Genomic DNA, 26349 nt, shown 5'->3' on the forward strand with positions numbered 1-26349 from the left:
CGCCGACTCCGTCGCTGCAGCTCCCTTTTCCGGGTGCCGGTGGCGTGCCGGGTCGGATGAGGTGGCTTGGTGGGCCGCTCGGGGATGGCGGGCTTGGGCGGAACGAAGGCGGTCGTGGTGGTGGATTGAAGGTGGCGCCGGGTGGGCGCTGGTTGCGTGACGGGTGGCTGGGGATAGGGCTGGTGGGGTCGGAGGGCGCCGGTGGGGTGGTGGGGCGGGTGAGTGGGCTGCCGGGATGGCGGGCTGGGGCGGAACGAAGGCGGCCTTGGCGGTGGCTCGAAGGCGGTGTTGGTCGTGTGGCGGTGGCCTGGGATGAGGCTGGCTGGCCCGGAGATGCGGGTTGGGTGAGTGGGCTGCCGGGGGCGGCGGTGGGGCGGGAGGAAGGCGGTCGTGGGGTGGCCGGGCGGTGAGGGGCCTGCTGAACCCGGTGACGTAAGCCGACTGCAGGGGGTGGTGTTGTGATCGAGGGCGCGAAATATGCCGACGCTTCTGTTGTTGGACTCTCTATGAGCCGTGCGGATCACGAGACTGATGTGGTGGTGATCGGGGCTGGGCAGGCTGGGCTCTCTGCTGCCTACCACCTGCGGCGGGCCGGGTTCGGGAATCGGCGTGGGTTCGTTGTGCTCGATCACGGGAAGCGGGCCGGGGGTGCCTGGCAATACCGGTGGCCGTCGCTTGTTCTCGGGAAGGTTCATGGGATTCATGACCTGCCCGGGATGGCTTTCGGGACTCCCGACGTGACACGGCCGGCTTCCGAGGTCGTTTCCGAGTACTTCGCGCGGTTCGAGAGCGTCTATGACCTTCCGGTGCTGCGGCCCGTTGACGTCCAGTCCGTGACGCGGGCGGGGGAACGGCTCGTCGTCTCGAGTGCGGTGGAGTCCTGGGCCGCTCGGGCCGTCATCAGTGCCACCGGGACCTGGGACCGGCCCTTCTGGCCGCGCTATCCCGGGCAGGAGACCTTCGCCGGACGACAGCTGCACACCGCCGACTACGGCGGGCCCGAGGAGTTCCGGGGGCTTCGGGTGGTCGTCGTCGGGGGTGGGGCGTCCGCGGTTCAGCTGCTCATGGAGTTCGCGCCCCTTGCGCGGGCCACGGCCTGGGTCACCCGGCGGCCGCCGGTGTGGCGGGACGAGCCCTTCAGCGAAAACTGGGGACGCGGCGCCGTCGCCAAGGTCGATGAACGGGTGCGGGCCGGGCTGCCGCCCGAAAGCGTGGTCAGCGTCACCGATCTCGCCGTGACGCCGGAAGTGCGGGCCGCGCGGGCGGCCGGTGTCCTCGACCGGCGGCCGATGTTCGAGCGCATCACGCCGGACGGTGTCGTCTGGGCGGACGGCTCGCGGTTCGACGCCGACGTGATCCTCTGGGCCACCGGGTTCCGGGCGGCGATCGACCACCTCGCGCCGCTGCACGTTCGTGAACCGGGTGGCGGGATCCGCATGGACGGCACGCGGGTGGTGCTCGAGCCGCGGCTGCACCTGGTGGGCTACGGGCCGTCGGCGAGCACGGTCGGGGCGAACCGGGCGGGGCGCGCCGCGGTGGCGGAAATCCGGAAACTGCTGCGTTCGGACGGGTGAACCGGGTCTTCGGCGGACGGTCGGGGTGCGGGGTGTGAGGGCCATGCATCCGAAACTACCGAACATCTGTGCGAACGCCATCGCTGAATCGGGTGATCTTGCGGTGGCGGATATTTCCGCGCGATAGCAACGAAAAAGCCGGTCCACATGCGACTGCCGGGAGCCGGGCAGGCCGACGTCCATCGAGTGAGGCGTGGTGCCGACCAAACCTGGCGCGGACCCCGCTGTGATCCCAAGCGCCGGATGGCCGGTCCCAGGCCCCGGCGCAGTATCCCGTTCATCGGCACACCCCCTGAACAGCGGAAACCGTGAAAAACTCACCCTCTTGACCGATTCAAGGACAAGACACGTCTTGTCATCCGGAACGTCCCCTCGTTAAAGTCCGCTTAGTTAGGAAACTTTCCTAACAGTTTTACCTCCGTTAACCCGACGCCGCAGCCCACCAGCCACCGCCAGGCCCGTAAGGAGCGCGACGTGCCGTCCACCCGCCTACGTCCCTTGACCCGACTCACCCCGGTGCTCGCCGCCGTGGTGCTGCTGCCCTCCGCCATCGCCGCGGCTGCCACCCCGCAGGCCGCCGATGTCCTGCTGTCGCAGGGGAAACCCGTGGCCACCTCGACCGTCGAAAGCTCGTCCTACGCCGGTGCCAAGGCCGTCGACGGCAGCACCACCACCCGCTGGGCCAGCGCCGAGGGCGCCGACCCGCAGTGGCTGCGGATCGACCTCGGCCAATCCGCCGGCATCCACCGCGTCGTCCTCAACTGGGAAGCCGCCTACGCCAAGAAGTACCGGATCGAGGTCTCCGACGACGGCACGAACTTCACCACGGCCGCCACCGTCGACACGGGCGACGGCAAGATCGACGACCTCGGCGGCCTCACCGCCCGCGGCCGCTTCGTGCGCTTCGTCGGCCTCACCCGCGCCACCAGCTACGGCTATTCCTTCTGGGAGATGCAGGTCTACGGCAGCACGGACTCCTCCGGCGACACCCAGGCCCCGACCACCCCGGCCGGCCTCGCCGCGGGCACGGCGACCGCCACGAGCGTCCCGCTGACCTGGGGCGCCGCCACCGACAACGTCGGCGTCACCGGGTACGACATCCTCCGCAACGGCACCGTCGTCGCCACCAGCGCAACGACGTCCTACACCGACACCGGACTCACGCCGGACACGAGCTACACCTACGCGGTCCGCGCGCGCGACGCCGCGGGCAACGCCTCACCCGCGAGCACGCCGGTCACGGTCAAGACCGCGGCCGGGAGCGCCGGGTTCGTCCTCGCGGCGGCCGGTGACATCGCCGAACAGTGCACCGCGAGCAGCTCGAGCTGCGTCCACCCCAAGACCGCGAAGCTCGTCGAGAACATGAACCCCGCGGCCGTCATCACCATGGGCGACAACCAGTACGACGAACCGACCCTGTCGGACTTCAAGAACTACTACGACAAGACCTGGGGCAAGTTCAAGAACATCACCCGCCCGATCCCCGGCAACCACGAGTCCTACTCCGGGTTCACCGGCTACGAGCAGTACTTCGGCGCCATCGCCAAACCGCAGGGCAAGCGCTACTACAGCTGGGAAATGGGCAACTGGCACTTCGTCGCCCTCGACTCCAACGACTTCGTCACCCACGACGAGTTCGCCGAGCCGCCCCAGATCACCTGGCTGAAGCAGGACCTGGCCAGCAACACGAAGGGCTGCGTCGCCGCGTACTACCACCACCCGCGGTGGAGCTCCGGTGACCACGGCGACAACATCGACAGCATCGCGCTGTGGAACCTGATGGTGTCGAACAAGGTCGACCTCGTCCTCAACGGCCACGACCACGACTACGAACGGTTCCTGCCGCAGAACGCCGACGGCAAGGCGGACGCGGGAGGCCCGGTCGAGATCGTCGGCGGCAGCGGCGGCGCCAACCTGTACGACCTGAGCCCGGCGCACGCCACGACGGCCAAGCTGCTGAAGACCTTCGGTGTCCTGAAGCTGTCGATGACGGACACGACGTTCCAGACGCAGCTCATCGGCGTCGACGGCAAGGTCCTGGACAGCAGCCCGACCTACACCTGCCACTAGGAGCCCGGGCATGTACATCGCGGCAAGCCGTACCTCGGACCTGGCCTCGGGAACCGACCGCAAACCGGCGCTGAAGCGCGTGTCCGCCAACGTGCTGGCGCTCGGGATGGTCAGCCTGGTCACCGACGTCTCCTCGGAGATGGTCACCGCCGTCCTCCCGCTCTACCTGGTGCTCGGCCTCGGCCTGAACCCGTTGCAGTTCGGGCTGCTCGACGGGCTCTACGCCGGGGCGACCGCGGTCGTGCGGGTGCTCGGCGGGCACCTCGCCGACCGGTGGCGGCGGCTCAAGGCCGTCGCCGGGTTCGGGTACGGCTTGTCCGCGGTGTGCAAGCTCGGCCTGGTCGCGGCCGGTTCGTCGGTCGCGGCCATCGGCGTCGTGCTCGCCGCCGACCGCACCGGCAAGGGTTTGCGCACCGGCCCGCGCGACGCGCTGATTTCGCTGTCCAGCGAGCCGGCCACCCTCGGCCGGTCGTTCGGGGTGCACCGGGCGATGGACACCGTGGGCGCGTTCCTCGGCCCGCTGGTGGCCATGGCCGTGCTCGCCCTGAGCCTCGGCAGCTACACCAGCGTGTTCTTCACCAGCTTCTGCGTCGCGGCGATCGCCGTGCTGCTGCTCGCCCTGTTCGTCCGCGACCGGCCCGGCGCGGTCGACCGGGCCGCGGTGTCCGCCCGGTCCGCGCTCGGCCTCCTGCGGCAGCAGGACTTCCGGCGCGTGACGCTCTGGGCGGCGCTGCTGGGCCTGGTGACGGTCGGCGACTCGTTCGTCTACCTGGCCCTGCAGCGGCGCTGGGAGATCGCGGCGACGTACTTCCCGCTGCTGCCCCTGGGCACCGCCGGGGTCTACCTGCTGCTGGCCGTGCCGCTCGGCAAGCTCGCCGACCGCGTCGGCCGCTGGCCGGTGTTCCTCGGCGGGCACGTGGCGCTGTGCGTGGCCCTGGTGCTGCTCTGCGGCCCGGCTTACGCGGCGCTTCCCGTGGTCGCGCTCGGTCTGCACGGCGTGTTCTACGCGGCCACCGACGGCGTCCTGATGGCCGCCGCCGGCCCGCTCGTCCCGGCCGGCCTGCGCGCCACCGGGCTGGCCGTGGTGCAGACGGGCCAGGCCGTGGCCCGGATGCTCTCCTCCGTCCTGTTCGGACTGGCGTGGACGCTGTGGGACCTGCGGCCCGCGGTGCTCGTCGCCGCGGCCTGCCTGGCCGCCGTCGCCCTAGCCGCCGCCTTCGCGAAACCGGTGCGCCCGTGAAGAAACTCGTCCTCGCCCTCACCGGCACGGCCCTGCTGGTCGCCGCCGCCGTCACGTACACGGTCAGCGCGCGGCACGACACCGCGGCCGCCGAACCCGCCGCCGCGCTGACCCTGGCCCCCGGCCGGCTGCTGTTCCGCGACACCGCCACCGGCCGCGTCGGTGCCGTCCCGCTCGGCGAAACCACGGCGAAACCGCAGCTCAGCGGCTTGAAGTGCGACCGGTTCGCGGTGGCGAGGCAGACGGCGGTGTGCCTGGCCGTGCGGCCCGGCACGCTCCCGGCGATCACCGACGTCCTCGTCCTCGACGACCACCTCGCGGTCCGCCACACCGAGACCCTGCCGGGCACCCCGAGCCGCGCCCGCGTCTCCCCGGACGGCAAGCACGTCTACTGGACGCTGTTCGTCACGGGCGACTCCTACGCCGAGACCGGCTTCTCGACCCGCGCCGGCCTCTACGACGTCGAGACCGGCCGGCTGGTCAAGACGATCGAGGAACTGCCGGTCTTCAAGGACGGCGAACGCTACTTCGCCGCCGACGTCAACTACTGGGGCATCACCTTCGCCCCCGACGGCAACCGCTTCTACGCCACGCTCGGCAGCAAGGGCAAGACGTACCTCGTCGAGGCCGACTACGGGCGCTACCGCGGGAAGACCCTGCGCGAGAACGTCGAGTGCCCGTCGCTGTCCCCGGACGGCAGGCGGGTCGCCTTCAAGAAGAAGGTCGGCGACGGCGTCTGGCGGCTGTCCGTGCTGGACCTCGCGAGCCTGAAAGAGACCGAGCTCGCCGAGACCCGCAGCGTCGACGACCAAGCGCTCTGGCAGGACGACCGCACGATCCTGTACGGCTTGGGCAACGCCGTCTGGGCGGTCCCGGCGGACGGTTCCGGCGCACCGCGGCAGCTGGTCGCCGGGGCCGCGTCGCCCGCCGTCACTCAGGATCCGAGGTAACGCACCTGACCGCCCTTCCCGCGCTCGTAGCCGTCCCTCCCGGCCAGGTGCTCGGGCACGCCGACTTCCCACCACGCTCCGGCTTCGGTCCACGCCGACGGCTGCGTCTTCACCACGACGACCGCCGGACGCTGCTCCGAGACGGCCGCTTCGCGAGCCGAGGCGTACGCGCCACGGAGAGAGTCCACTGTGGACGCAGTGAACACCACGCACCCCAGCGATTCCGCGTGACGCGCGAAGTCGACCCGCGGCGGCGAAGCGTGCGAAGTCGTGCAGTCGGCGTAGAAGTTGTTGAACGGCTTCCCGCCCTGACCCTCCTGCAGCCGCGCGATCACGGCGTACCCGTCGTTGTCGCAGACGACGGCGACGAACGGGTGACCGGCGAAGGCGGCCGAGAACAGCTCCGAGTTCAGCATCAGGTACGAGCCGTCACCCAGGAGCGTGGTGACCAGACCGGGGTGGGCGATCGCCGCGCCCCACGCACCGGACAGCTCGTAACCCATGCACGAAAAGCCGTACTCGACGTCCATCGAGACCGAGCCGGATCCGCGCCAGCCGCCGATCAGCTCGCCCGGCAGCCCGCCGGACGCCGTCATGACGTAGTCGCCGGCCGCCGACAGGTCGTTGACCACGCCGACGACCTGGGCGTAGGACGGGAGCTCGCCCGAGGCCGACCGCAGCGACGAGATGTGCGCGTCCCAGGTGGCTCGCTCGGCCGCGGCCCGGGACGTCCATGACGGGTCCACCCGCCAGCTCTCCAGCTGGGCCGCGAGATCCGTCAGACCCGCGTCCGCGTCCCCGACCACCGACAGCGCCCCGTGCTTCACCGCGTCGAACCGGGCCGCGTTGAGCGACACCAGCCGGACGCCGGGGGAGAAGACCGTCCAGGACGCCGTCGTGAAGTCCTGCAGCCGGGTCCCGACCGCCAGCACGACGTCGGCAGCAGCCGCGACGACGTTCGCCGACGTCGAGCCCGTGATGCCCAGCGGCCCTGCGTGCAGGGGGTGCTCGTGCGGCACCAGCGTGCGGCCCGCCGTCGTCTCCACGATCGGAATCCCGTGCCGTTCGGCGAAGTCCAGCGCGCGCTGCCCGGCCCCGGAGTACCGGACGCCGCCGCCCAGCACCAGCAGCGGGCGGTGAGCCGCACGCAGGAGCCCGGCCGCCTCGGTGGCCGAGCGCCGGTCCGGACGCGGGCGCAGCGGCCGGTGCGTCACCGGCTCGAACAGGGCCTCCGGGAAGTCGTACGTCTCCGCCTGGACGTCCTGCGGCAGGGCGAGGGTCACCGGACCGGCGTCGGCAGGGTCCGTGAGGACTCGCGCGACCTGCGGCAACGTCGAGATCAGCTGTTCGGGCCGGGTGATCCGGTCGAAGTAGCGCGAGACCGCGCGGAAGGCGTCGTTCACCGTCGCGGTCGCGTCGCCGAACGGCTCGATCTGCTGCAGCACCGGGTCCGGCGCGCGAGTGGTGAACGTGTCGCCCGGCAGCAGCAGCACCGGCAGCCGGTTCGCGTGGGCGACGCCGGCCGCGGTCACCATGTTGAGCGCGCCCGGCCCGATCGAGGACGTCACCACGCCGACCTGACGCCGGTGCGTGGCCTTCGCGTACCCGACCGCAGCCAGCGCCATGCCCTGCTCGGTGTGCCCGCGCCAGACCGGGATGTCCCCGCGGTGTTCCTCCAGCGCCGTGCCGAGGCCGAGGACGTTGCCGTGCCCGAAGATCGCGAACACGCCGGGGAACAGCGGGACCTCGCGCCCGTCCAGGGTTTCCGAGCGCTGGGCGAGGATCCAGCGGACCAGCGCCTGAGCCGTCGTCAGCTTCACTGCACACGTCCTTCGTGGTTCGTCACCGGGCACCGCGGGTCGAGCTCCTGCGACGCCCACGTGTCGCGGACCCAGCCGTGCGCGGGGTCGTCGCAGAACGCCATCGAACGTTCCGGAGCCGGCCCGGCCAGGACGTTCAGGTAGTACAACGGGTAGCCCGGCGCGGCCACGCACGGCCCGTGGTAGCCGCGCGGGATCAGGAAGACGTCGTGGTCGCGCACGGCGACGTCCTCGTCGAGCTCGCCGTCCGCGGTGTACGTCCGGTGCAGGCCGAAGCCTTCGCGCGACGGCGTGACGCCGTCGCGGCCGGCGATGCGGAAGTAGTAGATCTCCTCGTTGACGACCTCGCATTCGGTCGCTTCGTCGTGCTTGTGCGGCGGGTACGACGACCAGTTGCCGCCCGGCGTGATCAGCTCGCACGCGTTCAGCTTGTCCGCGTGCTCCCACACCCCGGGCACGCCGAAGTTGGTCACCTGCCGCGTCGCCTGCCCGGCGCCGCGCACCTCCACCGGGACGCCCTCGGCGGGGCCGTACCGCGGGGTGAGCCGCCGGGTGCAGCGCGCCATCGGCAGCGCGACCTCGAGACCGTCCGTTGTCGACAACTCGACTTCGGCCTCGCGGGGGACGTACGCGAAGTCCGTCACGCGCGTGAAGACCGAGGAGCGCCCGGTCAGCTCGAAGGTCTCCCCGTCGACGCGGACCGTCGCCGAACCGGCCAAGGGCAGCACGAACGCCTCGAATTCGCCGGTGTGCAGGACACGCGTCGCACCGGGGGCCAGGGAAAGCACTCGCAGCCCGGTGTAGGTCCAGCCCGCGCTGTCCGGGGTCAGCCGGACCGGGTCGGCCTCGTCGGACAGCGTCCCGAACGGACGGTGCAGCTTGCTCACTTCGCGGCCTCCAGAACCTTCGCGGCGGCTTCCACGGCGGCACCGACGTCACCGCCCGGCGGGTAGAGCAGGGTGCGGCCGACGACCAGGCCGCGCACGACGTCGTGGCGCAGCGTCCGGCCCCACGAGGCCAGGTCGGCGGCCGGGTCGCCCGACGGCACGCCGCCGAGCACCACCACCGGCAGCGTGGTGGCGCCCAGGACGGCCGCCGAGTCGGTGGGCGGCAGCTTCAGCCACGTGTGCGCCGACGTCACGCCGAGCCCCGAGGCCACCGTAACCGCTCGCGCGAGCGACACGGGATCCTGCTGCAGCACCAGTTTCCCGTCCGAACGGCGGTACGGGAGCGGCTCCACCATGGCGACCAGGCCGTACGCGGCCAGCTCGGTGACGGCGTCGGCGCAGGCCTGCAGCGTCGGGATCGTGCCCGGGTCGGAGTCGACCAGGCGCAGCAGCATCTTGCCGCCGTCGAGCCCGCAGTCGACCAGCGTGCGGGCGTCGTAGCCGGTGAACCGGTCGTCGATCTCCCAGTCGGCGCCGGCCAGGCCGCCGCGGTTCATCGAGCCGAAGACGACCTTGTCGTGCAGCGCACCGAGCAGCAGGAGTTCCTCGACGACGTCCGGCGTGCCGAGGAGGCCGTCGACCGCCGGGTTGGCCAGCGCGACGAGCAGCCGTTCGAGCAGCGTCCGCCGGTCGGCCATGGCCAGCGGGTCTTCGCCCACACCCAGCGCCCCTCGTGCCGGGTGGTCGGCGGCGACCAGGAACAGCGTGCCCTGGTCGGACAGCAGCTTCGACCGCCGTCGCCGGGTCGCGTACGCCTGCCGGACCGCGCCGGGGTTCGTGGCGCGGACGTGCAGGAGTTCCCGCCAGCGTTCGTCGGTGAGGATCACAGCAGCTCCTCGATCTCGGCGGCGGTCGGCATGGCGTCGGCGCAGGCCAGCCGGGACGCCACCAGCGCGCCCGCCGCGTTCGCGTACTCCGCGATGCGCTCCGGCACCCAGCCCGACAGCAGCCCGTGGATCAGGGCCCCGCCGAAGCCGTCGCCGGCGCCCAGCCCGCAGACGACCTCGACGCGCTGCGGCGGCACGGTCGACCGGCCGTCCGGGGTCGCCACCAGCACGCCTTCGGCGCCCTTCTTGATCAGGGCCAGCCGCAGCCCGCGTTCGAGCAGGCGGTCCGCGGCGGTGTCCGGGTCCGCGGTGCCGACGGCGATCTCGACCTCGGCGCGGTTGCCGACCGCCACCGTGACGTGGTCGAGCAGCCCGCCGATCTCCTCCCGGGCCTGCTCGGCCGACGGCCAGAACATCGGCCGGTAGTCGAGGTCCAGGACGGTGTGCTCCCGGCGGCCCCGCGCCTCGAGGATCTTCCGCTGGGTCGTCCGGGCCGGTTCCGCGGACACGCCGGTGCCGGTGACCCACAGCAGCGGCACCGACGCCACGACGTCCCACGGCACGTCTTCGTCGGTCAGCGTCAGGTCGGGGGCGAGGGGGGAGCGGTAGAACAGCAGCGGCGGGTCCGCGGGCGGGTTCAGCTCGCAGAACACCACCGGCGTCTGCAGGTCCGGCGAAGTACCCACGAACTCCGGTGAGACGCCGAAGCCGGCGAGGGCTTGGCGGACGTAGTCGCCGAAGCCGTCCGGGCCGACCTTGGTGAGGACCGCCGTGCGCCGGCCGAGCCGGGCGGCGGCGACCGCGACGTTGGTCGCGGTCCCGCCGAGCGACTTGGCGAACGTGCTGACGCCGGCCAGCGGGACGCCGCTCTGCTCCGGGTAGAGGTCGACCCCCACCCGGCCGATCGTCAGCGCTTCGAGGTTCATGCTTTTTCCACCTGCCGAAGCTCGTGTTTGAGAGCTTCCAGTTCCGCACCGCCCGCCATCTGCCGGGTCAGCTCGTTGATGTCGATGTCCTTCTTCTCGTACGACCCGAGCGGCGCACCCCGCTTGAGCAGCAGGAACCGGTCGGCGACCGGGTAGGCGTGGTGCGGGTTGTGCGTGATCAGCACGACGCCGAGCCCGCGATCGCGCGCCTGGGCGACGTACTTGAGCACCACCCCGGCCTGCTTGACGCCCAGCGCCGCCGTCGGCTCGTCCAGGATCAGCACCTTCGCGCCGAAGTACACCGCGCGCGCGATGGCGACGCACTGGCGCTCGCCACCCGAGAGCGTCCCGACCGGCTGCTCGACGTCTCGCAGGTCGATGCCCATGTCGGACAACGCCTTCTTGGTCGTCTCGCGGCCCTTCTTCCGGTCGAGCATGCCGAACTTGGTGGTCGGCTCCGAGCCGAGGAAGAAGTTGCGCCAGACGCTCATCAGGGGCACCACGGCGAGGTCCTGGTACACGGTCGCGATACCGCGGTCGAGGGCCTCGCGCGGCGAGGCGAACTTCACGGGCTCGCCCTCGACGAGGAACTCGCCCCGGTCGTGCTGGTGCACCCCGGCGAGGATCTTGATCAGCGTGGACTTCCCGGCGCCGTTGTCGCCGAGCACGCAGGTGACCTCGCCCGCGTTGACCACAGTGGACACATCGCGCAGCGCGATCACGCTGCCGTACGTCTTCCCGATGTCCTTGACCTCGAGCAAGCTCATCGGCGGACCCTCTCCGCGCGGCGCCGGAAGGCGTTGTTGACCAGGACCGCGGCCAGCAGCATGACGCCGAGGAACAGCATGAACCAGTCGCTGTTCCACTGCGCGAACACGATGCCCTGCCGCGCCATGCCGAAGATCAGCGCGCCGATCGCCGCGCCCACCGCCGAGCCGAACCCGCCGGTGAGCAGGCAGCCGCCGATCACCGCGGCGATGATGTACTGGAACTCCAGCCCGATGCCCTGGTTGGCCTGCACGCTGGCGAAGCGCAGGATGTTGATCGAGCCGACCAGCCACGCGCCGAGCGCGGTGCCCATGAACAGCAGGATTTTCGTGCGCACCACCGGCACGCCGACCGAGCGGGCCGAAACCTGCGACCCGCCGACCGCGAAGATCCAGTTGCCGAACCGGGTCCGCACCAGCAGCCACGCGGCGATCGCCGTGACGACGATCCACCACACGATCGACGACTGGAACTCCGTGCCGCCGATGCTGAACGTCGAGGCGAACAGGCCGCCTGCCGACTCGTAACCGCTGGTCGAGCGCATGCCCGAGACCTGGACGGTGTTGGTGACCAGCCGCGTCACACCGAGGTTGAGCCCCTGCAACGCCAGGAACGACCCCAGCGTGACGATGAAGCTGGGCAGCCCGGTCTTCATCACTAGCCAGCCGTTGAACGCGCCGACGCCGAGCGCGAACACCAGTGACGCCAGCAGCGCGAGCCAGACGTTCCAGCCCGCCTGCGTCGCCAGGATCGCCGTGACCAGCGACGTCGACGCCGTCATGACGCCGGCCGAGAGGTCGAATTCGCCGCCGACCATGAGCAGCGCGACCACGACGGCCATGATGCCCAGCGTCGAGGAGTCGTCGAGCCAGGTCGCCACGCCCAGCGGGCTGAGGAACTGGCCGGTGACCACGGAGAAGAAGACGAAGACCAGCACCGCGCCGAGGAGCGCGCCGATTTCGGGGCGGACGACCAGCCGGTCGGTCAGCCCCTTCTTGGCGACGCGCTCGTCGGGCTGTGCCTGGATCGCTGCGGTCATCGCGTGCCGCGCTGCGCGTACGGGGCGATGGTGTCGACGTTGGCCTTGTCGACGAAGCCCGGGCCGGTCTGGACGGGCTTGCCGCCGCCGATGGTGTTGCCGTTCTCCTTGTACAGCTTCAGGAACACGATCGGCAGGTAGCCCTGCTCGTACTGCTGCTGGTCGACGGCGAAGAGGATGCTGCCGTCCTTGATGCCCGCGACGACGTCGGCGTTGAGGTCGAAGGTCGCCACCTGCGCCTTCGAGCTGGCTTCCTTCGCCGCGGCGACCGCGCGGGCCGCGACCTGCGAGTTCAGCGCCAGCACGGCGTCGATCGACGGGTCCGACTGCAGCGCGCCGCGGATGCGGGCCTGCGCGTCGGTCGGGTTGGAGATGTCGACCTGCAGCGTCGTGACGTTGCCGAAGGTCTGCTTCGCGCCGTCGCAACGCTGGTTCTGGCCGATGTTGCCGGCCTCGTGGATGACGCACAGCAGCTTCGTCTTGCCGGCCGCCTTGAGCCGCTGCCCGGCGCCCTGGCCCGCGAGGCCCTCGCTCTGCCCGACGTGCGCGATCGCGCCGAACTGGGCGCTGAAGTCCTCGCCGGAGTTGATGGTGATGACCGGGATGCCGGCCTTCACCGCGTTCTGGATCGACGTCTGCAGGGCCTGCGGGTTCGCCATCGAGACGACCAGGCCGCCGACCTTCTGCGCCACGGCGTTGTCGATCAGCCGCGCCTGGTTGCCCGGGTCGCCGTCGGAGAAGTAGTCGACGCCGACGTTCAGGTCCTTGCCCGCCTGCTCGGCGCCGTTCTTCACGACGTTCCAGAAGGCGTCACCGGCGCTGCCGTGCGTCACCACGGCGACCTTGAGCGGGCCGCCCGCGTTGGGGGCCGCGACGGTGGCCGAGCTGGGGCTGCTGCTGTTCGAGTTGTCGGCGGTGGGGCCGCTGCAGGCGGCGAGGACCAGCCCGGCGGCGGAGATCGCCGCCACACCGGCGAACTTCTTGAGTGAGAACACAGTCGCTCCTTTGAGACCAGGTTTTCAGAGGGAGTCGGTGATCTTCGCGAGGTGGGCCAGGCTGCGCTCGGTGTCCCGCCGGGGCAGGTCGTCGGGGCTCTCCGCGCCGAGTGCGGTGTCCTGTTCGAGGACGTACCAGCCGTCGTAGCCGGCCGCCTGGACGGAGCGCACCATCGACGCCACGTCCACGTCCCCCGCGCCGAGCGGGGTGTACATGCCCCGCCCGACCGCGTCGGTGTAGCCGAGCCGGCCCGCGCGGACCTGCGCCGCCAGGTCTTCCCGGACGTCCTTGAGATGCACGTGCCTCACCCGTTCGGGATACCGCTGCGCCAGCTCGACCGGATCCGTCCCGCCGATCATCAGGTGCCCGGTGTCGAGGCACAACCCGAGATCGGAGTCGGCGAGGAAGCGCTCGACCTCGGCCTGCTGCTCCACGTGCGTCCCGACGTGCGGGTGCAGCACCGTGCGCAGGCCGTGGCCGGCCGCGATGTCCCGGATCCCGCCCGCCGTGCTGACGAGCGTCGCCCATTCGGTGTCGGTGAGCCGCGGCCGGTCGTCGTAGCCGTCGAGGCCCGTCGCCGCGGCGAGGACCAGGACGTCACCCCCGCACGCGGCGAAGAGCGCGGCCGACTCTTCGGCTTCTTTGAGGGCGTTCTCCTGGTTTCCGTGCAGGACGACGGCGAGGAAGCCGCCGACGAGCGTCAGGTCGTACCCGGCGAGCAGCTCGCGCAGGGCGGCGGGCTCGCGGGGGAGGTACCCCGGCGGGCCCAGCTCGGTGGCCTGGACGCCGAGGGCCGCCATCTCGCCGAGCACGGTGGCCGCGTCCAGGACCCGGCCCCAGCCCGGGACTTCGCAGACGCCCCAGGAAATCGGGGCGGCGGCCACGCGGATCGTCGCTGTCACAAGGGGCCTCCGTCGGTCCGTTGGAGCGCTCTATTGATTAGAGCGCTCTAATCTTGTAGCGTCCGTCACAGCAAAGTCAAGGCCGAGTTTCCGGTGCTCAGGGGAGGTGCGGGATGGTGCGTCCGACCATGGAGGACGTCGCCGCGCGGGCGGGAGTTTCCCGCGCGCTCGTCTCGCTGGTGATGAACAATTCACCGAAGGTGTCCGCCGCCCGGCGCGCGGCGGTGCTGCGCGCGGCCGAAGAACTCGGCTACCAGCCGCACGTGATGGCGCGGTCGCTGGCCAGCCGCACGTCCACCGTGCTCGGGGTGATGGTCAACGACCTGCGCAACGCCTTCTTCGCCGACATCGTCGAAGAGCTGGACACCGCCGCGCAGGTGGCGGGGTTCGACCTGGTCCTCAACACCGGCGGCCGCAGTCCCACGCGCGAGTGGAACGCGCTGCACAACCTGCTTTCCTTCCGCCCGGCGGGAATCATCCTGCTCTCCCCGGTCGTCCCGGCGTCGGCGATCCAGGTCGCGGCCAAGCAGTGCCCGGTCGTGCTGGTCTCGCGGACGATCCGTTCGTCCATAGTGGACACGGTGAACGACGACGGCGAGGCGGGCTCGGCGCTGGCCGTCGACCACCTGGTCGGCCTCGGCCACCGGCGCATCGCGCACCTCGACGGCGGCGGCGCGGCCGGTGCGGCGCAGCGGCGGCGCGGCTTCGAGTCGGCGATGCGGCAGCACGGTCTCGAGCCGGTCGTCGTGCGCAGCGAGCACACCGACATCGGCGGCGAGAACGCCGTGCGGGAGCTGCTCGCCACGTACGAGCGCCGCGAGCTGCCGACGGGTTTGGTCGCCGGCAACGACTTCAACGCCGTGGGCGCGATCTCGGCGCTCGAAGAGGCCGGGCTGCGGGTGCCCGAGGACGTCTCGGTCGTCGGCTACGACAACACTTCGCTCGCCGCGCTGCGGCACCTTTCCCTGACCACGGTGGACCAGCCGCGCAAGGACATGGCGCGGCTGGCTTTCGAAGCGCTCATCGAGCGCGTCCGCGGGGAGCGTACGGAGCCGGTCCGGCACCTGCTGCACCCGTCACTGGTGGTCCGCGCGACCACCGCCGAGTTCTCGCAAACAGGAGGAGCTGCACGATGAGGTTGGGACTGGCGGGCACCGGCCGGATCGGGACCGCGCACGCGGAGACGCTGAAGGGGTTCGAGGAGGTCGAGTCGGTCGTCGTGGCCGACGTCGACACCGCGCGGGCCGCGGCCGCGGCCGCGAAGCTCGGCGTCGAATCGGCTTCCCTCGACGAGCTGTTCGCCGCGGGTCTCGACGGCCTGGTCGTCACGGCGGCCACGGACGCGCACCCGGGCCTGATCATCGCCGCGGTCGACGCGGGGATCCCGGTGTTCTGCGAAAAGCCGGTGGCCGCGGACATCCCGGGCACGCTGGCGGTGATCGACCGGATCAGCGCGTCGGACGTGCCGGTCCAGATCGGCTTCCAGCGCCGGTTCGACGCGGGCTACGCGGCGGCCCGGGCGGCGGTCGCGTCGGGTGAGCTGGGCTGGCTGCACACGCTGCGGGCGACGACGTTCGACCCGGCGCCCCCGCCGGCGGAGTACGTGGCGCACTCGGGCGGGCTGTTCCGCGACTGCGGCGTCCACGACTTCGACATCATCCGCTGGGTGAGCGGCCGCGAGGTCGACGAGGTCTACGCGATCGGCGCCAACCGCGGCGAGCGTTTCTTCCGCGACGCGGGCGACGTCGACACGGCGGCGGCGACGCTGACCCTGGACGACGGAACGCTGGCCACGGTCTCGCTGACCCGCTACAACGGCGCGGGCTACGACGTCCGCCTCGACGTGCTGGGCGCGGTGTCCGGCGTGGTCGTGGGCCTGGACGACCGGGCGCCGCTGCGGTCGGTGGAGCCGGGCGTCGCGCCCCTGCCGGGCCCGGCGTACCCCGGGTTCATGGAGCGCTTCCGCCCGGCGTACACGACGGAGCTGCGGGCGTTCCTGGACGTGGTCACGGGCCGGGCGCCGTCACCCTGCGGCGCGGCGGACGCGTTGGAGGCGTTCTACATCGCGGAGGCGTGCGAGGTGTCCCGCCGGGAACGGCGCCCGGTGAAGCTGGCGGAGATCCGCCGCTAGGCCGTGACGCGCCAGTGCTCCACGATCCGGCCGCTCGATCTGCATCCGCCGGGCCGGCTCCGGCCGAAGGCGTGGACCAGCAGGTGGGCGGCCACGAAGTCGCCGTCCGCCAGGAGGTGTACCTCCTCGAACCGCAGCTGCGGTGCTTGCCGCCGGAGGTCCGTGACGGGTCCGGGTCGAGCCGCGCGTGGCCGCCTTCGTCCGGGCGGCCACGCGCGTGCCCTGGCTCAGCCGAGCTGCAGCTCCGGGGAATACATCTCGATCCAGTGGTACAGGTCGAGCACCCGGTCCAGGCCGATACGCATCGCCGGGTCCATGGTCGCGGAGTCCACTTCGGACGCCCGGTGCGCCCACGCGCGGTCGACCAGGCCGAACACCTCGTGCTTGGGCTCGGCCAGCACCTCCTTGACCTGCTGCTGCAACGCCGCCGCGTACCCCGGGTCCTGCGTCGACGGGTACGGGCTCTTCACCCGCTGCGCGACCGACTCCGGCAGGACGTGAGAAGTGGCGTGGCGCAGCAGGCTCTTCTCCCGGCCGTCGAAGGTCTTCAGCGACCACGGCGTGTTGTAGACGTACTCCACCAGCCGGTGGTCGCAGAACGGCACGCGGACCTCGAGGCCCACCGCCATCGACGCGCGGTCCTTGCGGTCGAGCAGCATCCGCACGAACCGGGTCAGGTGCAGGTTGCAGATGGTCCGCATCCGCGCTTCGAGCGCGGACTCGCCGTCGAGGTGCTCCACCGCGGAAACGGCCGAAGAGTACTGGTCGGCGATGTAGGACTCGACGTCGAGCTTCTTCACCAGCTCCGGCGTGTACAGCGACGCCCGCTCGTCCATCATCGACGTCCGGAACGCCAGCCACGGGAACGTGTCCGCGTTGACGGCCTTCTCGTCGTGGAACCACCGGTAGCCGCCGAACACCTCGTCGGCCGACTCGCCCGACAGGGCCACCGTCGACTGGCCGCGGATCGCCTTGAACAGCAGGTACAGCGACGTGTCCATGTCGCCGAGGCCGGCCGGGATGTCGCGGGCCCGCAGCACCGCGCGCCGGACCTCGGGGTCGGTCAGGTCGCCCGGGTTGAGCATGACGTCCTCGTGCGCGGAATCGACCAGCTGGGCGACGTCCCGCACGAACGGCGAGTCCGCGGTGTCGCGCATCTCGTCCGGCTTGAAGTTCTCCTCCTGGCCGAAGAAGTCGACGGAGAACGTGCGCAGCTGCTCACCCTGCTCCGCCAGGCGCGCGGCCGCGAGGCCGGTGACGGCGCTCGAGTCCAGGCCGCCCGACAGCAGCACGCAGCGCGGGACGTCGGCGACGAGCTGCCGGTGGACGATGTCGGTCATCAGCTCGCGCACGCGCGCGACCGTCGTCTCCTGGTCGTCGGTGTGCTGCTTCGCGTCCAGCTTCCAGTAGGTGCGGGTCCTGATGCCCTCGCGGGACACGGTGACGATCGTGCCCGGCTGCACCTCTTCCATGTCCTTCCACAGCGACCAGCCGGGCCGCTTGGTGAAGCCGGCCAGCTCGCGGAAGCCGTCGAGGTCGACGACCTTCTTGGCGAGCGGGTTGGCCAGGATCGCCTTCGGCTCGGAGCCGAACAGCACGCCGTCGCGCGTCGGGTAGTAGTAGAACGGCTTGATGCCCATCCGGTCGCGGATCATGACCAGGCGGTCGTCGCGCTCGTCCCAGATCGCGAAGGCGTACATGCCGTTGAGGTGGTCGACGACCGCGTCGCCCCACTGCAGGTAGCCGTGCAGCACGACCTCGGTGTCGCTGTCGGTCTCCCACTTGTGGCCGAGCTTCGTCAGCTCTTCCTTCAGCTCGGTGAAGTTGTAGGCCTCACCGCTGTAGACCATCGCGAGGTCGCCGTTCGGCGTGTGCACCGTCATCGGCTGACGGCCGCCGGGCAGGTCGATGATGGCCAGGCGCCGGTGTCCCAGCGCGACGTGCGTGCGCACCCACGTCCGGGAGTCGTCCGGGCCGCGGCAGGCCATGGTCTCCGTCATCGCGTCGACCACGTCCGGGCGGCGGGTGAGGTCGGCGTCGTAGGAAACCCAGCCGGCGATACCGCACATAGGTGATCCCCTCTCCCAAAGATTTGCTTAGCCGATACAACTATCGGTAACCCAGGTGTAACACGACCCGAAGATCTTGTCTGCCCGAATTGCACGTTCCGCACCTGTTCGGTTACGCGTTGTGTCGCGAGTCACTGACCAACTGCATACGGTGAGCAACCGGCAAACGTTTGCGTGACCGCCGCCACCAGCCATAAAGACGGCGTAAATGCGTGTCAGGAAGCCGTCAAGGCGCCATCAGCCCGAGGTCGCACGGGGGTCCCGGAACCGCACAGTGAACGTCGTCCGGTCACCGAACCCGGTGACCCGTCTTGAGAGGTGCCTGTGGCCGACTTGCTCTACGCCGTGCTGCTGATCGGCGTTTTCGTGGTGCTGGCCCTGGTGCTGCGCGGCTTGGAGAAGCTGTGAGCGGCGCCGGAACCCTGGCCAACGTCGTCGGCGGGCTGCTGGCGCTGGGCCTGCTCGTCTACCTCTTCGTCGCGCTGATCAAGCCGGAGAAATTCTGATGTCCGACACTACGGCCGGGCTCATCCAGCTCGGCCTGCTCCTCGCCGCCCTCGCCGCGGTCTACAAACCGCTCGGCGACTACCTGGCGCGCGTCTTCTCCACCGAGAAGCACCTCAAGCTCGAAAAGGGCCTCTACCGGCTCTTCCGTGTCAACCCCGACTCCGAGCAGCGGTGGCCGACCTACGCCGCGGGCGTTATCGGCTTCTCGTTCGTCTCGGTCGTCCTGCTCTACCTGCTGCAGCGCCTGCAGCCGCTGCTGCCGTGGAACCTGGGCCGCGGGTCGGTCAGTCCCGGCGTCGCGTTCAACACGGCGATCTCGTTCGTCACCAACACGAACTGGCAGTCCTACGTCCCCGAGACGACCATGGGCCACTTCGTGCAGATGGCCGGGCTGACCGTGCAGAACTTCCTCTCGGCGGGCGTCGGCCTGGCCGTCGCGATCGCCCTGACGCGCGGGTTCGTCCGGGCGAAGACCGACCGGCTCGGCAACTTCTGGGTCGACCTCACCCGCGGCACGGTCCGCGTGCTGCTGCCGATGGCGTTCGTGTTCGCCCTGGTCCTGGTCGCGCTCGGGGTGGTGCAGAGCCTCAAGGCCGGCGTCGCCGTGACCAACCCGGACGGCAGCCACAGCACCATCGCGCTGGCTCCGGCGGCGAGCCAGGAGGCCATCAAGGAACTCGGCACCAACGGCGGCGGCATCCTCAACGCCAACTCCGCCCACCCGTTCGAGAACCCGAACGCCTGGACGAACCTGATCGAGCTGTTCCTGATCCTGGTGATCCCGGTCAGCCTGACCCGCGCGTTCGGGACGCTGGTCGGCAACCGTCGCCAGGGGTACGTGCTGCTGAGCGTGATGGGCCTGCTGTGGGCGGCTTCGCTGGTGCTCATCTGGTTCTCCGAAGCCAAGGCGAGCAACCCGGCGGCGCTGGCCGCGGGGGCGAGCATGGAAGGCAAGGAGCAGCGCTTCGGCATCGGCCTGACGTCGATCTTCGCCGACACCACCACGGGCACGTCCACCGGCGCGGTCAACGGCGCCCACGACAGTCTCTCGGGCCTCGGCGGCGGGGGACCGCTGCTGAACATGCTCTACGGCGAGATCTCGCCCGGCGGCGTCGGCACCGGCCTCTACGGCATCCTCGTCATGGCGATCATCGCGATGTTCCTGGCCGGCCTGATGGTCGGGCGCACACCGGAGTACCTGGGCAAGAAGCTCGGCAAGCGCGAGGTCACCTGCGCCGCGATCGCCATGCTGGCGATGCCGACGGTCGTGCTCCTCGGCTCCGGGATCGCCCTGCTCCTGCCCGGCACGGTGGGCGCGCTCGGCAACGGCGGCGCGCACGGCCTGTCCGAGATCCTTTACGGCTACGCGTCCACCGGCAACAACAACGGCAGCGCGTTCGGCGGCCTGACCGCGACGAACGACTGGTTCCAGTCCTCGTTCGGCGTCGCCATGGCCTTCGGCCGGTTCGTGCCGATCCTCGCCGTGCTCTGCCTGGCCGGTTCCCTGGCCGCCCAGCGCAAGGTGCCCGAAACCGCGGGCACCCTGCCGACCACCGGGCCGCTGTTCGCCACCCTGCTCACCGGCACGGTGGTGCTCGTCGCGGCCCTCACCTTCATCCCGGCGCTCGCGCTCGGGCCCATCGCGGAGGCACTCGCATGACCGTCACCGAAGAACGACCTCAGGTGACACCCACCGAACCCGCCGGCCGGGTCGGGGCCGGGGTGTTCAGCCCGCGCCAGCTCTGGACGTCGCTGCCGGAGGCGCTGCGGAAGCTCAACCCGAAGCACCAGCTCGGCAACCCGGTCATGTTCGTGGTGTGGGCGGGATCCGCGCTCACCACGGTCTTCGCGATCACCGACCCGAGCGTGTTCACCATCCTGATCGCCGTCTGGCTGTGGTTCACGGTCCTGTTCGCGAACCTCGCCGAGGCCGTCGCCGAAGGACGCGGGAAGGCGCAGGCGGAGAGCCTGCGGCGGTCGAAGAAGGAGACCGTCGCCCGCCGGCTCACCGAAACCGGCTCCGAGGAGCAGGTGCCCGGCGTCGAGCTGAAGATCGGTGACCTGGTCGTCGTCGAGGCGGGCCAGGTGATCCCGGGTGACGGCGACGTCGTCGAGGGCATCGCGACCGTCGACGAGTCGGCGATCACCGGCGAGTCGGCCCCGGTCATCCGCGAATCCGGCGGGGACCGCAGCGCGGTCACCGGCGGCACGACCGTGCTGAGCGACCGGATCGTCGTGAAGATCACCACCAAACCAGGCGAGTCCTTTGTGGACCGGATGATCGCCTTGGTGGAGGGGGCTTCCCGGCAGAAGACGCCGAACGAGATCGCCTTGACGATCCTGCTCTCGACGTTGACGATCATCTTCCTGCTCGCCGTCGTCGCGCTGCAGCCGATGGCCCGCTACTCCGGGTCGGAGCAGTCGGTGATCGTGCTGACCGCGCTGCTGGTCTGCCTGATCCCGACGACGATCGGCGCGCTGCTGAGCGCGATCGGCATCGCGGGCATGGACCGCCTGGTGCAGCGCAACGTCCTGGCGACCAGCGGCCGCGCGGTGGAGGCCGCGGGCGACGTCTCGACGCTGCTGCTCGACAAGACCGGCACCATCACCTTCGGCAACCGCCGCGCCACCGAGCTGATCCCGGTGGGTGGGTCCACACCGGACGAACTCGCCCGCGCCGCCCGGCTCGCCAGCCTGGCCGACGAGACCCCCGAGGGCCGCAGCGTCGTCGAGCTCACCGAGAACCACGCGGACCGGGACGAGCACGGCGAGTTCGTGCCGTTCACCGCGCAGACCCGGATGAGCGGCCTCGACATCGGAAACCGGCGGATCCGCAAGGGCGCGGCGAGCGCCGTCCGCGCCTGGGTGCGCGACAACGGCGGCGAGTTCCCCGACGAGACCGAGCGGGTGGTCGACGAGATCAGCGCCCAGGGCGGCACGCCGCTGGTCGTCGCCGAGGACGCCGGGACCATCACGGTGCGCGGCGTGATCCGGCTGTCCGACGTGGTCAAGCCGGGCATGAAGGAGCGCTTCGCCGAACTGCGCGCGATGGGCATCAAGACGGTGATGATCACCGGCGACAACCCGCTCACCGCCAAGGCGATCGCCGCGGACGCCGGTGTCGACGACTACCTCGCCGAAGCCAAGCCCGAAGACAAGATGGCCCTCATCAAGCAGGAGCAGGAGGGCGGCCGGCTGGTCGCGATGACCGGCGACGGCACCAACGACGCCCCGGCGCTCGCCCAGGCCGACGTCGGCGTCGCGATGAACACCGGCACCTCGGCGGCCAAGGAAGCCGGGAACATGGTCGACCTCGACAGCAACCCGACGAAACTGATCGAGATCGTCGAGATCGGCAAGCAGCTGCTCATCACCCGCGGCGCGCTGACCACCTTCAGCGTCGCCAACGACCTGGCCAAGTACTTCGCCATCCTGCCCGCGATGTTCACCGGCATCTACGCCCAGCTCGGCGGGCTGAACATCATGCACCTGGCCACGCCGAAGTCCGCGATCCTCTCCGCGGTCATCTTCAACGCGCTGATCATCGTCGTGCTCATCCCGCTGGCCCTGCGCGGCGTGCGGTACAAGCCGTCGTCGGCCTCGGCGCTGCTGCGCCGCAACCTGCTCGTCTACGGCCTCGGCGGCATCGTCAGCCCCTTCCTCGGGATCTGGCTGATCGACCTGCTCGTGCGCCTCATCCCTGGAATCGGGTGACTTCCGTGAACACGCTCGTCAAGCAGACCTGGGCGGGGCTGCGCGTCCTGCTCGTGCTGACCGTCCTGCTCGGCATCCTCTACCCGCTCGCGGTGTGGGCGATCGCCCGCATCCCCGGCCTGGAGGGCAACGCCGAAGGTTCGATCGTGACGCAGAACGGCCAGGCTGCCGGCTCGTCGCTGATCGGCGTCGACCCGGTGCCCGCCGACCCCGCCCGCGACCCCTGGTTCCACACCCGACCCTCGGCGCTGTCGAAGGACGCGCTCGGCCCCGGCGACCCGTCGACCTCCGGCGCGTCCAACAAGGGCCCGTACAACGAGGACCTCGTGAAGACCATCGGCGAGCGCAAGGACGCCATCGCCCGGCGTGAAGGCGTATCGCCCGATCAGGTTCCGCCGGACGCCATCACCGCGTCGGGCTCGGGCCTCGACCCGGCGATCAGCGTCGCCTACGCCGACCTGCAGGCCGCACGGGTCGCGAAGAACACCGGGCTGCCGCTCGATCGGGTGAAGCAGCTGATCGAAGCGAACACCTCCGGGGCGGGGATCGGCGTTCCCGGGGTGAATGTGCTTCCGCTCAACTTGGCCGTGCAAGCCGCGGCCGGAGGGGCACACTGACAGCGTGACCACCGAAAACGTCAAGCCGCGCCGGGGAGAACTGAGGATCTACCTCGGCGCGGCTCCGGGCGTCGGCAAGACCTTCGCCATGCTCGGCGAAGCCCGCCGCCGGCTCGACCGCGGCACCGACGTCGTCGTCGGGCTGGTGGAGACGCACGGCCGGGCCAGGACGGCGGAACTGCTCGACGGGCTCGAGGTCGTCCCGCGGCGGCCCGCCGAGCACCGCGGCCGCGCGTTCGACGAGATGGACGTCGACGCGATCCTCGCCCGCGCGCCGGAGGTCGCCGTGGTCGACGAGCTCGCGCACACCAACGTGCCGGGCTCGCGCAACGCCAAGCGCTGGCAGGACGTGGACGCCCTGCTGGAGGCCGGCATCGACGTGCTCTCCACGGTCAACGTGCAGCACCTGCAGAGCCTCAACGACGTCGTCGAGCGGATCACCGGCGTCACGCAGCAGGAGACCGTGCCGGACGAGGTCGTCCGCCGCGCCGAACAGCTCGAGCTCGTCGACATCACGCCGGAGGCGCTGCGGCGGCGGCTGGCCCACGGCAACGTCTACCCGGCCGAGCGGATCGACGCCGCGCTCGGCAACTACTTCCGCCCCGGCAACCTCACCGCGCTGCGGGAACTCGCCCTGCTCTGGGTGGCCGACCAGGTCGACGTCGCCCTGCAGCGCTACCGCGCCGAGCAGCGCATCACCGACACGTGGGAGGCGCGCGAACGCGTGGTCGTCTCCATCACCGGCGGCCCGGAGAGCGAGACGCTCATCCGCCGCGCCAGCCGGATCGCCACCCGGGCCGGCGCCGAACTGCAGGTGGTGCACATCCTGCGCGGCGACGGCCTCGCCGGGATCGGCCCGACCGCGATGGCCCGCTGCCGCACGCTCGCCGAAGAAGTCGGGGCCACGTTCCACACGGTCGTCGGCGACGACGTGCCGACCGCGCTGCTGGACTTCGCCCGCGGCGTCAACGCGACCCAGCTGGTCATCGGGACTTCGCGGCGCTCGCGCGTGGCGCGGCTGTTCGACGAGGGCATCGGTGCTTCGGTGGTCCACCGGTCGGGGCCGATCGACGTGCACATGGTCACCCACTCCGAGGCGGGCGGGCGGCTTCGGGCGCGGCTGGCCGCGAGCCCGCTGGGGCTGTCGAGGCTGGTCGCGGGCTGGGTGCTGAGCGTCGTGCTGCCGGTGCTGGTCACGCTGATCGGCGTGGTCGTGCCGAGCGGGCTCGACTTCGCCACCGACGTCATCTCCTACGTGCTGGCCACGGTGATCGTCGCCCTGGTCGGCGGCCTGGGCCCGGCCCTGGTCGCGGCCGTGCTCGGCGCCGGCCTGCTCAACTTCTTCTTCACGCCGCCGCTGTACACGCTCAACGTGCACACGCCGCAGAACCTCGTGACGCTGATCGCGATGGTCGTGGTCGCGGTGCTCGTCGCGCTGGTCGTCGACCAGGCCGCGCGCCGGGCCACGCAGGCGGCGCGGGCGCGGACCGAGGCGGCGCTGCTGGCGTCCTACGCGCGGACCGTGCTGACCCACGCGAACCCGATCGAGCGGCTGCTGGCGAAGGTCCGCGAGAACTTCGCGCTGGTGTCGGTGACGCTGCTGGAGAAGCAGGGCGGCGAATGGCAGTGCGTGGCGACCGCGGGGGAGCACCCGTGCGCGGACCCGGACGAGGCCGACGTCGACATCGCCGTCACCGCCGACGTGCACCTCACCCTGCGCGGGCGGACGCTGCCCGCGGCCGACCGGCAGGTCCTGGAGGCCGTCGCCGGGCAGGCGCTGCTCGCCCTGCGCCAGCAGCGCGCGGCCGCCGCCGCGGCCCGCGCCGAGCGCAAGGCCGAGGCGACCGAGCTGCGCACGACGCTGCTGTCGGCGGTCGGGCACGACCTGCGCACGCCGCTGACCTCGATCAAGGCGTCGATCGGCAGCCTGCGCGCGGTGGACCTGAACCTGTCCGAAGAGGACACCGCGGAGCTGATGGAGGCCATCGAGCTGTCCGCCGACCGGCTGGCCGGGCTGATCGACAACCTCCTCGACTCGTCGCGGCTGGCGACCGGGGCGGTCAAGCCCCACCTGCGCCCGGTGGGCTACGACGAGGTCGTCGCGCACGCCTTGTCCACTGTGGACGGCTCGGCGGCGGTGCTGGTGGCGGTGGACGACCAGCTGCCCTCGGTGCTGGCCGACCCCGGGCTGCTGGAGCGGGTGGTGGCGAACGTGCTGGACAACGCCCTGCGCCACGGTGTCGACGAGAGCGGCGGCGGCCCGGTGTCGGCCCGGGCCAGCACCCACTCCGGCCAGGTCGAGCTGCGGATCGTCGACCACGGCAAGGGACTGCGCAAGGGGGCCGCGGACTCGGCGTTCGCGCCGTTCCAGCGGCTCGGCGGCGACCGCGACACGACGCCGGGCGTCGGGCTCGGGTTGTCGGTGGCGAAGGGGTTCACCGAGGCGATGGGGGGCACGATCCGCGCCGAGGACACCCCGGGCGGCGGGCTCACCATCGTGGTTTCGCTGCCCGCGTTCAGCGTCGAGTACGAAGAGAAGGGGGTGCGATGAGCGACCCGGGGGCCACCGTGCTGGTGGTGGACGACGAGCCGCAGATCGTGCGGGCACTGCGGATCAACCTGACCGCCCGCGGCTACAAGGTGATCACCGCGCACGACGGCACGGCCGCGTTGAAGGCGGTGGCCGAAACCAAGCCGGACGTCGTGGTGCTCGACCTCGGCCTGCCGGACCTGGACGGCACGGAGGTGATCGCGGGCCTGCGCGGCTGGACGACGGTCCCGATCATCGTGCTGTCCGCGCGCGGCGACTCGGCGGACAAGGTGGAGGCGCTCGACGCGGGCGCGGACGACTACGTGACCAAGCCGTTCGGTATGGACGAGCTGCTGGCCCGCCTGCGCGCGGCGGTCCGCCGTTCGGCGGTGGCGGGCGCGGACGGCGCGGACGCGGTGGTGGACACGGCGTCGTTCAGCGTCGACCTGGCGGCGAAGAAGGTCCGCCGCCACGACGGCGTGGAGGTCCACCTGACGAAGACGGAGTGGGGCGTGCTGGAGCTGCTGGTCCGCAACCGCGGCCGGCTGGTGGCGCAGAAGCAGCTCCTGCACGAGGTGTGGGGCCCCTCGTACGAGACGGAGTCGCACTACCTGCGGGTGTACCTGGCCCAGCTGCGGCGGAAGCTGGAGCAGGAGCCCTCCCGGCCCCGGCACCTGCTGACGGAACCGGGGATGGGGTACCGCTTCGAGGTCTGAAAGCGG

Annotated in this window: 21 protein-coding genes; 12 read left to right on the forward strand and 9 right to left on the reverse strand. The window is 71.1% G+C overall.

Annotated features, from left to right (window positions below):
- The first annotated feature begins 506 nt into the window (after positions 1-506).
- The 4 genes from ABZW17_RS01685 (at position 507) to ABZW17_RS01700 (ending at position 5834) form a co-directional block, all read left to right on the forward strand.
- Positions 507-1574: an NAD(P)-binding domain-containing protein gene (locus tag ABZW17_RS01685; protein WP_354808619.1), complete on the forward strand. Its 1068-nt coding sequence runs from the start codon at positions 507-509 to the stop codon at positions 1572-1574.
- Positions 1575-2090: 516 nt separating this feature from the next.
- Positions 2091-3644, forward strand: a complete 1554-nt coding sequence (locus ABZW17_RS01690) for a discoidin domain-containing protein (RefSeq protein WP_354808621.1) — start codon at positions 2091-2093, stop codon at positions 3642-3644.
- Between the two features lie 10 nt (positions 3645-3654).
- Positions 3655-4884, forward strand: a complete 1230-nt coding sequence (locus tag ABZW17_RS01695; RefSeq protein WP_354808545.1) for an MFS transporter — start codon at positions 3655-3657, stop codon at positions 4882-4884.
- Complete coding sequence (locus tag ABZW17_RS01700; RefSeq protein ID WP_354808547.1) at positions 4881-5834, forward strand: hypothetical protein; 954 nt, start codon at positions 4881-4883, stop codon at positions 5832-5834. The genes ABZW17_RS01695 and ABZW17_RS01700 overlap by 4 nt, the downstream gene beginning before the upstream one ends.
- On the opposite strand, the gene iolD is transcribed toward ABZW17_RS01700, so the two are convergent.
- Genes iolD through ABZW17_RS01740 form a run of 8 tightly spaced genes read right to left on the reverse strand, consistent with a single transcriptional unit; the run spans position 5819 to position 14059 of the window.
- Positions 5819-7654: a 3D-(3,5/4)-trihydroxycyclohexane-1,2-dione acylhydrolase (decyclizing) gene (gene iolD, locus ABZW17_RS01705; protein ID WP_354808549.1), complete on the reverse strand. Its 1836-nt coding sequence runs from the start codon at positions 7652-7654 to the stop codon at positions 5819-5821. The two genes, ABZW17_RS01700 and iolD, sit on opposite strands and share 16 nt — an antisense overlap.
- The gene (gene iolB, locus ABZW17_RS01710) at positions 7651-8541 is read right to left on the reverse strand and encodes a 5-deoxy-glucuronate isomerase (RefSeq protein WP_354808551.1); all 891 of its coding nucleotides are present in this window, start codon (positions 8539-8541) and stop codon (positions 7651-7653) included. The genes iolD and iolB overlap by 4 nt, the downstream gene beginning before the upstream one ends.
- Positions 8538-9428, reverse strand: coding sequence for an aldolase (locus tag ABZW17_RS01715; protein WP_354808553.1), 891 nt, complete (start codon positions 9426-9428; stop codon positions 8538-8540). The genes iolB and ABZW17_RS01715 overlap by 4 nt, the downstream gene beginning before the upstream one ends.
- Positions 9425-10354 (reverse strand): 5-dehydro-2-deoxygluconokinase, encoded by a 930-nt coding sequence (gene iolC / locus ABZW17_RS01720; protein ID WP_354808555.1) that lies wholly within the window; start codon positions 10352-10354, stop codon positions 9425-9427. Before iolC ends, ABZW17_RS01715 begins: the two co-directional genes overlap by 4 nt.
- Positions 10351-11121: an ATP-binding cassette domain-containing protein gene (locus ABZW17_RS01725; protein WP_354808557.1), complete on the reverse strand. Its 771-nt coding sequence runs from the start codon at positions 11119-11121 to the stop codon at positions 10351-10353. The genes iolC and ABZW17_RS01725 overlap by 4 nt, the downstream gene beginning before the upstream one ends.
- Positions 11118-12161 carry an ABC transporter permease gene (locus ABZW17_RS01730; RefSeq protein ID WP_354808559.1) on the reverse strand — a complete coding sequence of 348 codons (1044 nt, stop codon included), beginning with the start codon at positions 12159-12161 and terminating at the stop codon, positions 11118-11120. The genes ABZW17_RS01725 and ABZW17_RS01730 overlap by 4 nt, the downstream gene beginning before the upstream one ends.
- A complete protein-coding gene (locus ABZW17_RS01735) occupies positions 12158-13156 on the reverse strand; it encodes a sugar ABC transporter substrate-binding protein (protein WP_354808561.1) in 999 nt (332 codons plus the stop codon). The genes ABZW17_RS01730 and ABZW17_RS01735 overlap by 4 nt, the downstream gene beginning before the upstream one ends.
- 24 nt (positions 13157-13180) lie before the next feature.
- Entirely contained in the window at positions 13181-14059 is an 879-nt protein-coding gene (locus ABZW17_RS01740; protein WP_354808563.1) for a TIM barrel protein, read from the reverse strand.
- Positions 14060-14172: 113 nt separating this feature from the next.
- Here ABZW17_RS01740 and ABZW17_RS01745 point away from each other — a divergent pair, with 113 nt between their 5' ends.
- Complete coding sequence (locus ABZW17_RS01745) at positions 14173-15195, forward strand: LacI family DNA-binding transcriptional regulator (protein ID WP_354808565.1); 1023 nt, start codon at positions 14173-14175, stop codon at positions 15193-15195.
- Positions 15192-16190 carry a Gfo/Idh/MocA family oxidoreductase gene (locus ABZW17_RS01750; RefSeq protein WP_354808567.1) on the forward strand — a complete coding sequence of 333 codons (999 nt, stop codon included), beginning with the start codon at positions 15192-15194 and terminating at the stop codon, positions 16188-16190. Before ABZW17_RS01745 ends, ABZW17_RS01750 begins: the two co-directional genes overlap by 4 nt.
- Before the next feature lie 227 nt (positions 16191-16417).
- Here the strand turns inward: ABZW17_RS01750 and asnB are convergent, their stop codons facing one another.
- A complete protein-coding gene (gene asnB / locus ABZW17_RS01755) occupies positions 16418-18259 on the reverse strand; it encodes an asparagine synthase (glutamine-hydrolyzing) (protein ID WP_354808569.1) in 1842 nt (613 codons plus the stop codon).
- A 404-nt stretch (positions 18260-18663) separates the two neighbouring features.
- Here asnB and kdpF point away from each other — a divergent pair, with 404 nt between their 5' ends.
- Genes kdpF through ABZW17_RS01785 form a run of 6 tightly spaced genes read left to right on the forward strand, consistent with a single transcriptional unit; the run spans position 18664 to position 26343 of the window.
- A complete protein-coding gene (gene kdpF / locus ABZW17_RS01760) occupies positions 18664-18765 on the forward strand; it encodes a K(+)-transporting ATPase subunit F (protein ID WP_354808571.1) in 102 nt (33 codons plus the stop codon).
- Entirely contained in the window at positions 18765-20426 is a 1662-nt protein-coding gene (gene kdpA / locus ABZW17_RS01765; RefSeq protein ID WP_354808573.1) for a potassium-transporting ATPase subunit KdpA, read from the forward strand. The genes kdpF and kdpA overlap by 1 nt, the downstream gene beginning before the upstream one ends.
- Positions 20423-22480, forward strand: a complete 2058-nt coding sequence (kdpB, locus tag ABZW17_RS01770; RefSeq protein ID WP_354808575.1) for a potassium-transporting ATPase subunit KdpB — start codon at positions 20423-20425, stop codon at positions 22478-22480. Before kdpA ends, kdpB begins: the two co-directional genes overlap by 4 nt.
- A gap of 5 nt (positions 22481-22485) precedes the next feature.
- Positions 22486-23097 carry a potassium-transporting ATPase subunit C gene (locus ABZW17_RS01775; RefSeq protein ID WP_354808577.1) on the forward strand — a complete coding sequence of 204 codons (612 nt, stop codon included), beginning with the start codon at positions 22486-22488 and terminating at the stop codon, positions 23095-23097.
- A gap of 4 nt (positions 23098-23101) precedes the next feature.
- Positions 23102-25648 (forward strand): DUF4118 domain-containing protein, encoded by a 2547-nt coding sequence (locus tag ABZW17_RS01780; protein ID WP_354808579.1) that lies wholly within the window; start codon positions 23102-23104, stop codon positions 25646-25648.
- Positions 25645-26343, forward strand: a complete 699-nt coding sequence (locus ABZW17_RS01785; RefSeq protein ID WP_354808581.1) for a response regulator — start codon at positions 25645-25647, stop codon at positions 26341-26343. Before ABZW17_RS01780 ends, ABZW17_RS01785 begins: the two co-directional genes overlap by 4 nt.
- The last annotated feature ends 6 nt before the right edge of the window (positions 26344-26349 follow it).

Source organism: Amycolatopsis sp. NPDC004625 (assembly GCF_040609695.1).
Lineage (GTDB): Bacteria > Actinomycetota > Actinomycetes > Mycobacteriales > Pseudonocardiaceae > Amycolatopsis.

What these genes read in the sequence shown, in the direction of transcription:
- ABZW17_RS01685 (WP_354808619.1), top strand. Translation starts at nt 507, where the DNA reads ATGAGCCGTGCGGATCACGAGACTGATGTGGTGGTGATCGGGGCTGGG.
- ABZW17_RS01695 (WP_354808545.1), top strand. Translation starts at nt 3,655, where the DNA reads ATGTACATCGCGGCAAGCCGTACCTCGGACCTGGCCTCGGGAACCGAC.
- iolC (WP_354808555.1), bottom strand. Translation starts at nt 10,354, where the DNA reads ATGAACCTCGAAGCGCTGACGATCGGCCGGGTGGGGGTCGACCTCTAC.
- ABZW17_RS01725 (WP_354808557.1), bottom strand. Translation starts at nt 11,121, where the DNA reads ATGAGCTTGCTCGAGGTCAAGGACATCGGGAAGACGTACGGCAGCGTG.
- ABZW17_RS01730 (WP_354808559.1), bottom strand. Translation starts at nt 12,161, where the DNA reads ATGACCGCAGCGATCCAGGCACAGCCCGACGAGCGCGTCGCCAAGAAG.
- ABZW17_RS01745 (WP_354808565.1), top strand. Translation starts at nt 14,173, where the DNA reads ATGGTGCGTCCGACCATGGAGGACGTCGCCGCGCGGGCGGGAGTTTCC.
- ABZW17_RS01750 (WP_354808567.1), top strand. Translation starts at nt 15,192, where the DNA reads ATGAGGTTGGGACTGGCGGGCACCGGCCGGATCGGGACCGCGCACGCG.
- asnB (WP_354808569.1), bottom strand. Translation starts at nt 18,259, where the DNA reads ATGTGCGGTATCGCCGGCTGGGTTTCCTACGACGCCGACCTCACCCGC.
- kdpA (WP_354808573.1), top strand. Translation starts at nt 18,765, where the DNA reads ATGTCCGACACTACGGCCGGGCTCATCCAGCTCGGCCTGCTCCTCGCC.
- kdpB (WP_354808575.1), top strand. Translation starts at nt 20,423, where the DNA reads ATGACCGTCACCGAAGAACGACCTCAGGTGACACCCACCGAACCCGCC.
- ABZW17_RS01785 (WP_354808581.1), top strand. Translation starts at nt 25,645, where the DNA reads ATGAGCGACCCGGGGGCCACCGTGCTGGTGGTGGACGACGAGCCGCAG.